Source organism: Castellaniella sp. (assembly GCF_034007085.1).
Taxonomy (GTDB): Bacteria; Pseudomonadota; Gammaproteobacteria; order Burkholderiales; family Burkholderiaceae_B; genus Castellaniella.
This window is the reverse complement of the sequence record NZ_JAVERO010000054.1, coordinates 1-13,551: the sequence shown is the minus strand read 5'-3', so window position 1 is coordinate 13,551 and position 13,551 is coordinate 1. Positions and strand designations below refer to the sequence as shown.

At 65.1% G+C, this 13,551-nt stretch carries 13 protein-coding genes; 1 reads left to right on the top strand and 12 read right to left on the bottom strand.

The genetic code is table 11. The features are described 5' to 3' along the window. Nucleotides 1-232: 232 nt before the first annotated feature. The 10 genes from RBR29_RS06675 to RBR29_RS06630 all read right to left on the bottom strand — a co-directional run bounded on the left by RBR29_RS06675 (nucleotide 233) and on the right by RBR29_RS06630 (nucleotide 9,333). The gene (locus RBR29_RS06675) at nucleotides 233-1,699 is read right to left on the bottom strand and encodes an Nramp family divalent metal transporter (protein WP_320348182.1); all 1,467 of its coding nucleotides are present in this window, start codon (nucleotides 1,697-1,699) and stop codon (nucleotides 233-235) included. Nucleotides 1,700-1,860: 161 nt separating this feature from the next. Then, nucleotides 1,861-2,487 carry a Maf family protein gene (locus tag RBR29_RS06670; protein ID WP_320348181.1) on the bottom strand — a complete coding sequence of 209 codons (627 nt, stop codon included), beginning with the start codon at nucleotides 2,485-2,487 and terminating at the stop codon, nucleotides 1,861-1,863. Between the two features lie 16 nt (nucleotides 2,488-2,503). Beyond that, nucleotides 2,504-3,946 (bottom strand): pyruvate kinase, encoded by a 1,443-nt coding sequence (gene pyk / locus RBR29_RS06665; RefSeq protein WP_320348185.1) that lies wholly within the window; start codon nucleotides 3,944-3,946, stop codon nucleotides 2,504-2,506. A 60-nt stretch (nucleotides 3,947-4,006) separates the two neighbouring features. After that, a complete protein-coding gene (gene rlmH / locus RBR29_RS06660; protein WP_320348180.1) occupies nucleotides 4,007-4,477 on the bottom strand; it encodes a 23S rRNA (pseudouridine(1915)-N(3))-methyltransferase RlmH in 471 nt (156 codons plus the stop codon). Next, entirely contained in the window at nucleotides 4,474-4,869 is a 396-nt protein-coding gene (gene rsfS / locus RBR29_RS06655) for a ribosome silencing factor (RefSeq protein ID WP_320348179.1), read from the bottom strand. The genes rlmH and rsfS overlap by 4 nt, the downstream gene beginning before the upstream one ends. Then, nucleotides 4,866-5,462: a nicotinate (nicotinamide) nucleotide adenylyltransferase gene (gene nadD, locus RBR29_RS06650; protein ID WP_320348184.1), complete on the bottom strand. Its 597-nt coding sequence runs from the start codon at nucleotides 5,460-5,462 to the stop codon at nucleotides 4,866-4,868. Before nadD ends, rsfS begins: the two co-directional genes overlap by 4 nt. Beyond that, entirely contained in the window at nucleotides 5,462-6,364 is a 903-nt protein-coding gene (gene hemF, locus RBR29_RS06645) for an oxygen-dependent coproporphyrinogen oxidase (RefSeq protein WP_320348178.1), read from the bottom strand. The genes nadD and hemF overlap by 1 nt, the downstream gene beginning before the upstream one ends. Nucleotides 6,365-6,387: 23 nt before the next feature. Further along, nucleotides 6,388-7,686 carry a phosphoribosylamine--glycine ligase gene (purD, locus tag RBR29_RS06640; protein WP_320348177.1) on the bottom strand — a complete coding sequence of 433 codons (1,299 nt, stop codon included), beginning with the start codon at nucleotides 7,684-7,686 and terminating at the stop codon, nucleotides 6,388-6,390. Then, complete coding sequence (locus RBR29_RS06635) at nucleotides 7,683-8,414, bottom strand: YebC/PmpR family DNA-binding transcriptional regulator (protein WP_320348176.1); 732 nt, start codon at nucleotides 8,412-8,414, stop codon at nucleotides 7,683-7,685. Before RBR29_RS06635 ends, purD begins: the two co-directional genes overlap by 4 nt. A gap of 61 nt (nucleotides 8,415-8,475) precedes the next feature. Continuing rightward, complete coding sequence (locus RBR29_RS06630; RefSeq protein ID WP_320348175.1) at nucleotides 8,476-9,333, bottom strand: DMT family transporter; 858 nt, start codon at nucleotides 9,331-9,333, stop codon at nucleotides 8,476-8,478. A 64-nt stretch (nucleotides 9,334-9,397) separates the two neighbouring features. Here RBR29_RS06630 and RBR29_RS06625 point away from each other — a divergent pair, with 64 nt between their 5' ends. Next, entirely contained in the window at nucleotides 9,398-10,381 is a 984-nt protein-coding gene (locus RBR29_RS06625; RefSeq protein ID WP_320348183.1) for a quinone oxidoreductase, read from the top strand. A gap of 4 nt (nucleotides 10,382-10,385) precedes the next feature. Here RBR29_RS06625 and RBR29_RS06620 read toward each other — a convergent pair whose 3' ends face one another. Both RBR29_RS06620 and pepN read right to left on the bottom strand, forming a co-directional pair. After that, the gene (locus RBR29_RS06620) at nucleotides 10,386-11,396 is read right to left on the bottom strand and encodes a class 1 fructose-bisphosphatase (protein WP_320348174.1); all 1,011 of its coding nucleotides are present in this window, start codon (nucleotides 11,394-11,396) and stop codon (nucleotides 10,386-10,388) included. 34 nt (nucleotides 11,397-11,430) lie between these two features. Then, on the bottom strand, nucleotides 11,431-13,551 hold a 2,121-nt coding region (pepN, locus tag RBR29_RS06615), incomplete at its 5' end, for an aminopeptidase N (protein WP_320348173.1).

The window sequence follows — 13,551 nt, the reverse complement described above, 5'->3', positions numbered from 1 at the left end:
CAGGCATCACCAAGATGTCCATCGGGCAGGTCGTGCGCGCCGCATTCCCCTGGCTGCTCCTGCTGCTGACCTATCTGGTCTTCATCACCGACGTGCCCGCCGTCAGCCTCTGGCTGCCCAGCCTGCTCGGGTAGGCATGCGTGCTGCCGCCCTGGCGGCAGCCGCGCTGCGCTACAGAAGACGGCCGCCTTTCGGCGGCCGTCTGATTTTTTTATTGCGTACGGTCTGAGGGTCAGAACAGTTTGCCGAACTGGTTGATCAGCAGGTAGATCGAAAAGCCGCCGTAGAACAGCACGGCCCACAGAATCGCCACGTAGCGGGCACCGCCCAGGCCGATGGCACGTGGCAGCATGCAGCGGTTCAGCTGGATGAGCAGGACGGAATAGACGAACATCACCAGACCGTTCAGTGCCGAGGCGATCACCAGCAGGAGCAGCGGCTGGCTGACGCCCGAGAGCAGGATGATGGATCCGAAGGCCACCATCAGCCAGACCACCAGGAAATACAGACGGCTTTCCGTCCAGGTCTGGCTGTCGCGCAGCCAGTTGGTCTTGGCGATGTCGGCCACGATCCGGCCGATCATGTCGAGCACGGTCAGGTTGGTTGACAGCAGCACCACGACACCCGTGAACCAGAAGACCGGTCCAACCCAGGGGGCGACCCGCTCGTTCAGGGTTTCACCCAGCAGCCGGACGAAGTCGAAATTTTGCGCGGTACTGCCCACGCCGACGTAGAGATAGGCCAGCATCATGAACAGCAGGATGGCCACCAGGCCCAGCACGAAGAACGTGAGGAACTGTTCGAGATTGGCTACTTTCCACCAGCCCTGCCAGCGCCGCATGTTGGCTTCGTCCTGGCGGAAGAAATAGCCGATCGAAGCCTGGGTGGTTTCCTGACCCGTGATAGGCGAGACGATCTTGGGCAGATGCGCACCCATGCCCATGCCTTTGTCGCGCACCCAGTTGGATTGGGCCAGGTTCATGACACCGCCCGCGCCGGCAAAGGCGATGGCCCCCAGCAACAGGGCGATGGGCAGCTTGCCAATGGCCTCTGGGATCTGCGGAATTGCGCTTGTGAAGCCCCCGATCAGGGCGCCCCAGGTCTGGCCGTTGAGCAGGCCGACGACGATATAGATCATGAACAGCACGATCAGGGCGACGAGGAAGAACTGGATTTTTTCGACCGTCTGGTAGACCACGGGCGAGACGGTCAGGATGATGCCGATCAGCACCAGCGAGGCGATGGTGATCGGGATTACGGAATCTGCCGACAGGCCGAAGGCGTAGGTCAAGGCGGTGGAACTGCCGGTAGCCCAGCCGGGCCACATCCACGGAATGACGGCCATGATGATGAACAGCCAGCTCCAGGGTTTCCAGAGCCGGGTGAATCCGGTGACGGCCGTTTCCCCAGTGGCCAGCGTATAGCGCGTGATTTCCATGTTGAGGAAATACTGGGTCAGGATGCCGATGGTGGCCAGCCAGACCAGCGCCAGCCCCGTCTGGGTGGAAATGTAAGGCCACAGCACGAATTCCCCCGATCCGATCGACCCGGCCAGCAGCAGGACGCTGGGGCCGATGACCTTTTTCATGGGCAGGGGTTCGGGCAGATCGCGGTACGTCGTGGGAGGCAGGTTCTGGCTGCGGATTTCTTTGGCGACCTGGGCAGAGGATGAGGCTGAACTGACGATTGGATCGACCATATGCAAGACCTCTTGGGTAGTGAGGATATGGCATGATGGCCATGCGATGCAGCCCTGGCCACCACCGCGCGTCTGCGATGTTCAGCAGGACGTCAGCCCATGCTAGGAGCGCGGGAGATGCGGGTCAAGATGATCAGGGGCAAACCAAGGGTTAATCTGGATCAATCCTGGCATTGTGTCAGCAACTGGACGGTTTCATGTGCCGGCAGGCCCATGACGCCGCTGTGGCTGCCTGCCAGATGCGCGACAAAGGCCGCCGCCCGCCCCTGAATGGCATAGCTGCCTGCCTTGCCGAAAGGTTCGCCGCTGTCGATATAGGTCGCAATGTCGGTGTTGGTCAGTGTCTGGAAGCGGACCGTGCTGACACTGACGGTCTCGAACAATCGGCCCCGGTCTGCCAGGACCACGGCTGTGTGGACCGCGTGTTCGCGGCCGGACAGGCGGCGCAACATGGCGGCGGCATCGGCGGCATCCCGAGGCTTGCCCAGCACATCGCCATCCAGGATGACCGTGGTGTCGGCGCACAGAATGGGGGCGTCGCGCCATTCGGCAGGCCAGTTCCGGGGCAGGGGGGCCGGCAAGCCGCCTGCGGCCAGCCAGGCGACGGCACGCTGGGCCTTGTCCCGTGCCGTGCGGCGGACGTAATCAGCAGCCGGTTCTCCCGGCAACTGGGGCTCGTCTTCGCCTGCCGGTGCGGGCACGCGCAGGAGACCATGTGGGATGGCCAATTGGTCCAGGATTTCGTGGCGACGGGGGCTGGCCGAAGCCAACAGGATGAAGGGCGGCATGGCGGCGGATCGAGGCTCAGGCCACGCGCAGGATCTTCATGCCGTTGGTGCCGCCGCTGTCGCTGTAGAAATCACCCTTGGTCAGGATGACCCAGTCGCCTGTCTGCAGCTGCCCCTGGCGGCGCAGAATGTCGATGGCGGCCTCGCTGACCTCGGCGGGGGGCAGTGCCGCAGCATCGAACGGGACGGTGTAGACGCCGCGGAACAGGGCTGCGCGGCGCTGGGTGGCCGGATGCCGGGTGTAGCAGTAGATGGGCACGCCGGAACGGATGCGTGACATGATGAGCGGGGTGTGGCCGCTTTCGGTCAGGCTGATGATGGCCTTGATGCCGGGGAAGTGGTTGGCGGCGTACATGCTGGCCAGGGCGATGGTCTCGTCGCAGCGGGAAAACGTCTCGCCCAGGCGGTGATGCGACCGGACGCTGGTGGGTTCCTGTTCGGCGCCCAGGCAGATTCGCGCCATGGCCTGGACGGCTTCGACGGGATATTGCCCAGAGGCCGACTCGGCCGACAGCATGACTGCGTCGGTGTAGTCGAGCACGGCATTGGCGACGTCGGAAACCTCGGCCCGGGTCGGGATGGGGCTGGTGATCATGGATTCCATCATCTGGGTGGCGGTGATCACCAGTTTGTTCAGGGTGCGGGCATGCTGGATGATGCGTTTCTGGATGCCGGCGAGCCGGGCGTCGCCGATTTCCACGCCCAGATCGCCGCGGGCTACCATGACGCCGTCGCTGGCGCGGATCAGGTCGTCCAGCGCGGCATCGTCGGCCACGGCCTCGGCGCGTTCGATCTTGGCGATGATCCAGGCCGGGCTGCCGGCCTGGCGCACCAGCTGGCGTGCCTGTACGATGTCCGCCCCGGCGCGGGGGAACGAGACGGCCACGTAGTCCAGTTCGAGTTCGGCGGCCAGCAGGATGTCCTGACGATCCTTGTCGGTCAGGCTGGGCGCCGAGATGCCGCCGCCGCGTCGGTTGATGCCCTTGTTGTTGGACAGCGGCCCACCGACTTCGACCCGGGTGTGGACGGCATCCGCATCCACTGTTTCGACCCGCAGGATGACCCGGCCATCATCCAGCAGCAGTTCGTCTCCCGGCGCACAGTCCTGGACCAGGGGGGGATATTCGATCCCGACGATGTCGGCGGTGCCGGCATCCAGCGGATGCCGGGTGGACAGGGTGAAGGGCGCCTGCGCGGCCAGTGTCACGGTGCCGGTCGTGAAGCGGCCAATGCGGATCTTGGGCCCTTGAAGGTCGCCCATGAGGGCGATATGGCGGTTGTGCCGAGCGGCCAGTTCGCGGATCAGGCGGACCCGTTCGCGGTGGTCTTCGGGGCTGCCGTGGGAAAAGTTCAGCCGGGCCACATCCAGGCCGGCCAGGATCAGGGACTCGATGCGTTCCGGGCTGGAGGTCGCGGGCCCCAGCGTGGCGACGATTTTGGTGCGGCGGCGGGCAGTCATGGTCGGCATGGAGGTCGTTTGAGAAAGATCCCAAGCATACCGCACCCGCATCGGCGCGCTTCAGGCGCGGTGGTAGGGATGACCCGCAAGAATGGTCCAGGCGCGGTAGAGCTGTTCGGCCAGCAGGATGCGAACCATGGGGTGGGGCAGGGTCAGGGAAGACAGACGCAGGGTCTGGCGGGCGGTCTGCTTCAGGGCGGGATCCAGCCCGTCCGGACCGCCGATGATGAAGGCAATGTCGTTGCCGCAGGTCCGCCAGGTTTCGAGATGCGCCGCCAGGTCCTGTGTCGTCAGATCACGGCCGTGTTCGTCCAGGACGACGCGCCAGGCCTGTGCGGGCAGGGTGGATTCAATGCGCTGGGCCTCGGCCTGCATCATCTGCGGCACGGTCTTTCCGCTGGTGCGAGGTTCGGGGCGGATTTCGTGCAGTTCCAGCGAGCAGTCGCGAGGCATGCGCTTGGCAAAATCCTGCCACGCCGCCTGCACCCAGGCTGGCATGCGGCTGCCTACGGCATAGACCTGGAGTTTCATTGGCCTGCGGCGAAGTCATCCGGTTCGCTGGCCTGGGCGGGTCCTGTGGGCAGCAGGCGGACTCGTACCGGCTTGGCCCCCCAGATTTCTTCCAGGTTGTAATAGGCGCGGATGGCAGGCTGCATGCAGTGCACCACGATATCGCCCAGATCGATCAGCAGCCATTCCCCGGTATCCTCGCCTTCGTAGGCGATGATTTCCAGACCGTGTTTCCTGGCTTGTTCGGCGACATGGCGGGCGATGGCGCGCGTCTGGCGGTTGGAGGTGCCGCTGGCGATGATGACGCGGTCGAACAGGCCGGTCAGGCCTGTGGTGTTGAAGACCTTGATGTCCTGGGCCTTGGCGTCTTCCAGGGCGTCAATGACGAGGCGTTGCTGTTTTTGCAGGTTCATGGGGTCTTGGGGTCCAGGTAGAGCCGGTGCGTGCGAATGTAGTCCAGCACGCGAGGATCCAGCAGGGATTCGGTGGGCCGACCGGCCGCCAGGGCTTGTCGGATGGCCGTGGCGGACACAGGCTGAGGGCTGAAGGGGATCTGGACCAGGCCGCCGGGTGTCAGGGCATCGGCCAGTTCCGGCGGTGGCGTGGCGGGGGCGCCAGGCCGTTCGGCGACGGCCAGCCGGACGTGCTGCAGCAGGTCGCGCCAGCGGTGCCAGGTGCAGAAGTTGGCCAGTTGGTCGGAGCCCAGGATCCAGGTGTAGCGGGCAGTGTCGGGCAGGGCGGACAGGGTGTCGATGGTATAGGTGTTGCCGGCGCGCTGCAGTTCGATCGGATTGACGCGCAGACCGGGAATGTCGGCGCAAGCCAGTTCCAGCATGCGCAGCCGGTGTTCCGGGGCGGCGCCCAGGCGGCCGCGCTGCCAGGGACGTGCGGCGGGCAGCAGTTCGACATGTTCCAGGCCCAGTGCGTCCCGGGCCGCCAGGGCCAGTGCGATGTGGGCGCGGTGGACCGGATCGAAGCTGCCGCCCAGCAGGCCGACCTGGGGCATCACAGCCATGTGCGTGGCCGCAGATAGTCGGCCAGGGCCGATTCGGGGGATCCTGGCGTGGGCGTCCAGTCGTAGCGCCATTGGGCGCTGGGCGGCATGGACAGCAGGATGGATTCGGTGCGCCCGCCTGATTGCAGGCCGAACAGCGTGCCTCGATCGTAGACCAGGTTGAATTCCACGTAGCGGCCACGGCGGTAGGCCTGAAAGGCGCGTTCGCGTTCGCCGTAGGGCGTATTGCAGCGGGCCTGGACGATGGGGACGTAGGCCGGGATGAAGCAGTCGCCCACTGCCCGGGTCAGGGCGAAACAGGTGTCGAAGTCCGGGGTATTCAGGTCGTCGAAGAACAGGCCGCCGACACCGCGGGTTTCGTTGCGGTGGCGCAGCAGGAAATAGTCGTCGCACCAGGCCTTGTAGCGGGGGTATTTGTCGGCCCCGAAGGGGGCGACTGCGTTGTGGCAGACCTGGTGGAAGTGGCGCACGTCGGCCTCGACCGGATAGTAGGGGGTCAGGTCCAGGCCCCCCCCGAACCAGAAGACGTCAGCATCGCTGCCCTTGCCGTGGGCCACGAACAGGCGCACGTTCATGTGCGTGGTCGGGACATGCGGGTTGCGCGGATGCAGCACCATGGACACGCCCATGGCTTCCCAGCTGCGGCCAGCCAGTTCGGGGCGGTGCGCGCTGGCCGAAGGCGGCAGTGCGTGGCCGTGCACATGGCTGAACAGCACGCCGGCTCGTTCGAAGACTGCTCCGTCTTCGCAATAGCGGGCCAGGCCGCCGCCGCCCTCTGGGCGGGTCCATGGGTCGCGGCCGAAGGCTGCGCCTTCGAGGTCTTCCAGGGATTGGACGATGCGGCCCTGCAAATCGGAGAACGTGTCGTGAACCAGGGAGACGGGGATGTGCATATCGGGAGCCTGCGCGCGGACTGTCAGTCGTGCCGTTTGCCGGGTGCCAGCGCGCGCCAGCCGATATCGCTCCGGAATTGGCGGCCCTCGAAGCGAGTCTGGTTGACGGCGTCGTAGGCGGATTGCCGGGCACGGAGCACGGAATCGGCCAGGGCCGTGACGCACAGCACTCGCCCGCCGCTGGTGCGCAGCGTGCCGTCGTCGGTCGTGGTGCCCGCATGGAAGGTGACGCAGTCGGCGGTATCCGGGGCCAGCGCCGTGATCGGGTCGCCTTTGTGGGGGGCGTCCGGATAGCCGGCAGCCGCCAGTACGACCCCTACGGCGGTACGCCGGTCCCAGTCGATTTCGGCCTGGTCCAGTGTGCCGTTCAGGGCATGTTCCAGAGTTTCGGAGAAATCGCTTTTCATGCGCAGCATGATGGGCTGGGTTTCCGGGTCTCCCAGGCGGCAGTTGAATTCCAGGACTTTCAGGCTGCGGCTGGCGTCGGGGCCAGGGCCGATCATCAGGCCCGCGTACAGGAAGCCGGTGTAGGGGATACCGTCGCGCGCCATGCCCTGGATCGCTGGCTGGATGATTTCGCGCATGACACGGTTGTGCAGGGCCGGGGTGACGATGGGCGCAGGCGAATAGGCGCCCATGCCACCGGTGTTGGGACCCTGGTCGCCATCCAGCAGGCGTTTGTGGTCCTGGCTGGTGGCCAGCGGCAGGACGTGCTGGCCGTCGCACATGACGATGAAACTGGCTTCTTCGCCCATGAGGCATTCTTCGATGACCACGCGCGCGCCAGCCGCGCCAAAGGCGCCCTGTTCGCCCAGCATGTGGTCGATGGCCGCCAGGGCCTCGTCCAGGTTCTGGGCGACGACTACCCCTTTGCCGGCCGCCAGTCCATCGGCCTTGATGACGATGGGGGCGCCCTGGGCACGGATGTAGGCGCGGGCCTGCTCGGCATCGGTGAAGGTTGCGTATGCGGCGGTGGGAATGCCATGGCGCACCATGAACGCCTTGGCGTAGTCCTTTGAGCTTTCGAGCTGGGCAGCGGTCCGGGTGGGGCCGAAGATGCGCAGCCCGGCGGCCTGAAAGGCGTCCACGATGCCGGCCGCCAGGGGGGCTTCGGGGCCGACGACGGTGAAGGCGATCTTTTCCTGGCGGGCGAATTCGATCAGCGCGTCAGTGTCCTGCAGAGGCAGGTTTTCCAGTGTGGGCGCGCGATCCGTGCCGCCGTTGCCAGGTGCCACATAGACCTTGTGTACCCGAGGCGATTGGGCCAGCCGCCAGGCCAGGGCGTGTTCGCGGCCGCCGGAACCGATGACGAGCAGTTTCATTCGGCCTCGTCCAGAACGGCATTGGTAAAGACTTCCTGGACATCGTCCAGATCTTCGAGGAGGTCGATGATTTTCTGCATCCGTTCGGCGTCTTCGCCGGCGAGTTCGACTTTGGACAGGGCTTTCATGACCACGCCGTGGACCTCGGCCTGCAGCCCGGCGGTGTCGAAGGCCTGTTTCAGGGCGGCATAGTCGCCTGGTTCGCAGGTGACCTCGATCACGCCTTCATCGTCGGTCTGGACGTCGTCGGCGCCATGGTCCAGGGCGACGTCCATGACCTGTTCTTCGGACGTGCCCGGCGCGAAGATGAACTGGCCGCAACGTTTGAACATGAAGACCACGCTGCCGTCCTGGCCCAGGTTGCCGCCATGTTTGGACAGCGTGTGACGGACTTCGGATACGGTGCGCTGGCGGTTGTCGGTCATGCAGTCGATGATCAGGGCTGCGCCGCCGATACCGTAGCCTTCGTAGCGGATTTCCTCGTAGTTGGTGTCGTCCTCGGTGCCGGCTCCGCGCTGGATGGCACGCAGAATGTTGTCCTTGGGCATGTTGGCAGACGTGGCCTTGTCCCAGGCCAGGCGCAATGCGGGATTGGCATCGGGGTCGGGGCCGCCGGCGCGGGCGGCGACGGTGATTTCACGGATGATTTTTGTCCAGAGCTTGCCGCGCTTGGCGTCCTGACGCCCCTTGCGGTGCTGGATGTTTGCCCATTTGCTGTGTCCGGCCATGATGATTCGAGCTCAAGATGATGCGTTCAATGAACCTTAGATTCTAACGCCTTGGGCCAAATCAGTCTGCGGCGCTGCGCTGCAAGCCCGCCCAGATGATCGCGCCGATGATGATGGCGCCGCCTGCCAGCGCGCGCGCCGAAGGATATTGCGCGAACAGGATGGCGGCAAACAGGATGGCGTAGACGGGCTCCAGGGCGATGACGATACCGGCAGTGCGGGCCTTCAGCCGCGCCAGGCTGGAGACCAGCAGGGCATGTGACAGGGCAGTGCAAAAGACGCCAAGCACGAACAGCCAGGCCCAGTCCAGCGTCCGCAGGCCAGTAAATTCCGCCAGGCACCAGGGCAGCGTCAACAAGGCGACGATGCCATTTTCCCAGCAGGCGAGTTCATGGGCCGGCAGCAGGCTGACGGCCTTGCGATTGGCCAGGGTGAACAAGGCGAACGACAGCCCCGAGGCTACTGCCCAGCCCAGGCCGACCGTGGCCTGGTCGCCGAAATCGAAGGATGGCGTGACCAGGGCCAGGCCTGCGCTGACCAGGGCGACCACAGCCCATTCGGAAGCCCGGGTGCGTTCCTGGAACACCAGGCCTTCGAGCAAGGTGATGAAGGCGGGGAAACTGGCGAATCCCAGCGTGGCGATGGCGATGCCGCCGGTTTTCACGGCAATGAAAAAGGTCGTCCAGTGCATGGCGAGCAGCACGCCGGCGGTCAGCAGCACGGACAGGGTGCGGCGATCGGGCCGCGTGGGCCGGTGGCCGGCGCGGGCCATGAACAGCAACAGGGCTGCGGCAGCGAATGTGGCGCGGCCTGCCGTGATCAGGATGGCGCTGGCCTGGATCAGTTCGCCAAAGATGCCGGTCAGGCCGAACAGGACGGCGGTGATGTGGATGGCCGTCGTGGCCTGGCGGGAATTCATGCTAGTCTGATTCGATGTCGAAATGTCCGGCCCGGTGGGGCCGCAGGAGTTCATCGTGGAAAAGATCGAAAAGACGCGAGTGATCCGCGTCCATGAACATGGCGGACCTGAAAAAATGCGTTTGGAAGAGGCGGATGTCCCGCCCCCCGCGCCGCACGAAGTCCGCATCCGACAGAAGGCGGTCGGCTTGAATTTCATCGATATCTATTGTCGCACGGGACTGTATCCGAACCCCTTGCCGCACGGCTTGGGCTTCGAGGCGTCCGGCGTGGTCGAATCGGCGGGATCCGAGGTGCGCCACCTGCGGGTGGGCGACCGCGTGGCCTATGGGCAAAGTCCCATCGGGGCCTATGCCGATCTGCGCAATGTGCCCGCCGATCGGGTGGTCCGGATCCCCGACAGCGTGGATTTCGAGCAGGCCGCGGCATTGATGCTCAAGGGCCTGACGGTCCAGTATCTGTTTCGCCAGACCTACCGGCTGCAGGGCAATGAGACCATCCTGTTTCATGCGGCTGCCGGTGGCGTTGGCCTGATCGCCTGCCAGTGGGCCAGGGCGCTGGGTGTGCGCCTGATCGGCACTGCGTCCACCCCGGAAAAGGCGGCGTTGGCTCGTCGCCATGGCGCCTGGGAAGTCATTGATTCCAGCCGCGAGGACATCGCTGCCCGGGTCAGCGAACTGACCGAGGGGCGCAAGGTTCCGGTGGTCTATGACGGGGTGGGCAAGAGCACCTGGGACATTTCGCTGGACTGCCTGCAACCGCGCGGGCTGATGGTCAGTTTCGGCAATGCGTCCGGGCCGGTCGAGGGCGTGAACCTGGGCGTGCTGGCGGCCAAGGGTTCGTTGTATGTGACCCGGCCGACGCTTGGCGCCTATGTGCCCACTGCCCAGACCATGCAGGCCGCCGCCGATGAACTGTTCGAACTGGTGACGGCCGGCAAGCTGGATATCGTCATCGGCCAGCGGTTTGTCCTGGCAGATGCTGCGCGTGCGCACGAGGCCTTGAATGCGCGTGGCACGACGGGGGCGACGGTGCTTACCCTGGACTGATCGATCAGGCTTCCTGGTGGTAGCGCTGCAGGCGCTCGACTTCTTCGCGCGAGCCCAGGATCACGCCGATGCGCTGGTGCAGCGCATCGGGCTGAATCTCCAGGATGCGATCGGCACCGTCGATAGCCCGTCCGCCGGCCTGTTCGACCAGAAAACTCATGGGATTGGCCTCGTACATCAGGCGCAGCTTGCCCTTGCGTCCCGAGGGGCGTGCATCGCGGGGATACATGAAGACCCCGCCGCGCGTCAGGATGCGGTGCACGTCGGCGACCATGGAAGCGATCCAGCGCATGTTGTAGTTCTTGCCCAGGGGGCCGGTTTCGCCTTGCAGACATTCGTCGATGTAGCGGCGCACGGGGGCTTCCCAGTGCCGCATATTGGACATGTTGATGGCGAATTCCGCAGTCTGTTCGGGCAGGCGGATGTTTTCGTGCGTCAGCAGCCAGGACCCCATTTCGCGGTCCAGCGTGAAGCCCATGACGCCGGCGCCCACGGTCAGCACCAGCATGGTCTGCGGGCCGTAAATGGCGTAGCCGGCGGCGACTTGGCGGGTGCCCGGTTGCAGGAAGTCGTCTTCGGAGATTTCCCGTCCGGCGGCCTGGGCGGGCGCCTGCAGTACCGAAAAAATGGTGCCGATCGATACGTTCACATCGATGTTCGAGGAACCGTCCAGGGGGTCGAACAGCAGCAGGTTCTGGCCCTTGGGGTAGTGGTTGGGGATGCGATGGATGGTCTGCATTTCCTCGGATGCCATGGCCGCCAGATTGCCACCCCATTCATTGGCTTCCAGCAGGATCTCGTTGGATAGCACATCGAGTTTCTTCTGCACTTCGCCCTGGACGTTTTCAGTGCCCAGGCTGCCAAGTACGCCACCCAGCGCACCCTTGCTGACAGCATGACTGATCGCCTTGCAGGCGCGCGACACGGTTTCGATCAGCAGGCGAACCTCGGCCGAAACGGCCTTGTGCTGGCGTTGCTGTTCGACCAGATACTGGGTCAAGGTCTTGTATTTCAAGGCATTTCCTTGGAAGAATAAAAAACGGGGATATTCAGGCGTCAAGCGCTTTTGAAACGATTTCGCGGACGTTGCGCGACAGCCCCGGCGCATCCAGCACACGTTGCAGGGCGGCCTGCATGCCAGCCCGGGCGACGGGTTCGTGACGCGCCCAGTTGTCGAAGGCGCGCGACAGGCGCGCTGCGATTTCCGGGTTCAGCGCGTCGAGCGCCAGCACCTGTTCGGCCCAGAAATCGTAGCCTGCCGGAGTGTGCAGCTGAGCCGGGTTGTCCAGGCAGAAACGGAAAATGACGGCGCGCGCGCGGTTGGGGTTGCGTAGCGAAAAATCCGGCAGGGCCATCAGGGCGCGTACCGCGTCCACTGAGCAGTCCGGCGCGCTGGCCTGAGCGCCGAACCAGCGGTCCAGCACCAGCGGATCATTGCGCCAGCGGGCATGGAAATCGGCCAGTGGCGCGGCGGCGGCCTGCGGGGCGTGTTGCAACAGGGCGGTCAGTGCGCCCAGGCTTTCGGTCATGTTGCGGGCCTGGCGATATTGAGTCAGGGCCAGTTCAGTGGCCCCTGGTGCCTGGCCGGCCAGCAGATGGTCCAGGGCCAGGTTGCGCAAGGCGCGGCGACCGGACGAGATCGGGTCTGGTGAGTAGGGGCGGCCATCGTCGGCCTGGGCATCATAGGTGGCACGCCAGGACTCGGACAGTCGTGCTCCCAGAGTCTGCCGGGTACGGGTCCAGGCGGTGACCGCCGCCTGGGGATCCATGGGTTCGGTGCGGTCGATGATCTCGCGCACGGAGGGCAGTGTCAGCAGCCGCGCCCGGTAGGCGGGGGACAGGGCCGGATCACCCAGAGCAGCGCGCCAGATGTCCAGCAGTGTATCCGGCGATGGCAGTGGATCGTCGTTGCGGCTGGCCTGCATGAAATCTTGCAGATAGCGATGGGCGATTTCCTGGGCTGCATCCCAGCGAGCGAATGGATCCGGGTCGTGGCGTGCCAGCAGGGCCAGCTCGTCCACCGTGCGGTCTGTTTCCAGAATGACGGGGGCGGAAAAACCGCGCAGCAGGGACAGGACCGGCGCGCGTGGAATGTTCTCCAGAACCCAGGTCTGGCTGGCTTCACGCAGTTCCAGGATCAGAGTGTCGCGGGATACGTCCCCCCAGGTGAGCGGCATGGGCTGGCCGTCCGGGTCGATCAGGCCGATGGCAATGGGGATGTGCAGGGGGGGCTTGGATGCGTTGGATGACGATTGCCGGGTTTCCAGGCCCACCGGTGCGCAGCGCTGTTCGAGCGTGATGCGGCAACGGCGGGAAGCCGGGTCGTAGTGTGAGCGGACCCGCACGCGTGGCGTGCCGGCCTGTTCGTACCAGCGCCGGAACACAGACAGATCCTGGCCTGGGTGGCGCTGCCTGTAGACTGATTCCATGGCGTCGACGAATGCGTCGCAGGTGACGGCCTGGCCGTCGTGGCGCCGGAAATACTCATCCATGCCGGCGCGGAAGCCGTCTTCACCCAGCAGGGTGTGTTGCATGCGGATGACTTCTGCCCCCTTTTCGTAGATCGTGGCTGTGTAGAAGTTGCCGATTTCCTGATAGCTGTCCGGTCGAATGGGGTGGGCCATGGGGCCGGCGTCTTCCGGGAACTGGGCCAGGCGCAGGGTGTGCACATCGTCGATGCGTTTGACGGCCCGGGCGCTGGCAGCCTCGGCGGGCGGCAGGCCCTGGGCCAGCATGTCGGCGGAAAATTCCTGATCGCGAAAGACAGTCAGGCCTTCCTTCAGGGATAGCTGGAACCAGTCGCGGCAGGTGATGCGGTTGCCGGTCCAGTTGTGGAAATATTCGTGGCCGATCACGGCTTCGATGCCGCGGTAGGCGGCATCGGTGGCCGTGGCCGGGTCGGCCAGGACGTAGGCGGCATTGAAGATGTTCAGGCCCTTGTTTTCCATCGCGCCCATGTTGAAGTCGCGCGCCGCCACGACCATGAAGCGATCCAGATCCAGTTCCAGGCCGAAGCGTTGTTCGTCCCAGCGCATCGCGTTTGCCAGGCAGTCCAGCGCCCAGCGTGTCTGCTCGCGGCAGCCCCTGTCGCTGTAGACCTGCAGCAGGACTTCGCGGCCGCTGCGCGTGGTTTCGGTACGTTCGATGCAGTCGAAATCGCGGCCACCAGG

Coding starts and splice junctions, on each gene's coding strand:
- RBR29_RS06675 (WP_320348182.1), bottom strand. CDS start 1,699: ATGGTCGATCCAATCGTCAGTTCAGCCTCATCCTCTGCCCAGGTCGCC.
- rlmH (WP_320348180.1), bottom strand. CDS start 4,477: ATGAAACTCCAGGTCTATGCCGTAGGCAGCCGCATGCCAGCCTGGGTG.
- purD (WP_320348177.1), bottom strand. CDS start 7,686: ATGAAACTGCTCGTCATCGGTTCCGGCGGCCGCGAACACGCCCTGGCC.
- hemF (WP_320348178.1), bottom strand. CDS start 6,364: ATGCACATCCCCGTCTCCCTGGTTCACGACACGTTCTCCGATTTGCAG.
- RBR29_RS06635 (WP_320348176.1), bottom strand. CDS start 8,414: ATGGCCGGACACAGCAAATGGGCAAACATCCAGCACCGCAAGGGGCGT.
- RBR29_RS06630 (WP_320348175.1), bottom strand. CDS start 9,333: ATGAATTCCCGCCAGGCCACGACGGCCATCCACATCACCGCCGTCCTG.
- rsfS (WP_320348179.1), bottom strand. CDS start 4,869: ATGAACCTGCAAAAACAGCAACGCCTCGTCATTGACGCCCTGGAAGAC.
- nadD (WP_320348184.1), bottom strand. CDS start 5,462: ATGCCCCAGGTCGGCCTGCTGGGCGGCAGCTTCGATCCGGTCCACCGC.
- RBR29_RS06670 (WP_320348181.1), bottom strand. CDS start 2,487: ATGCCGCCCTTCATCCTGTTGGCTTCGGCCAGCCCCCGTCGCCACGAA.
- pyk (WP_320348185.1), bottom strand. CDS start 3,946: ATGACTGCCCGCCGCCGCACCAAAATCGTCGCCACGCTGGGGCCCGCG.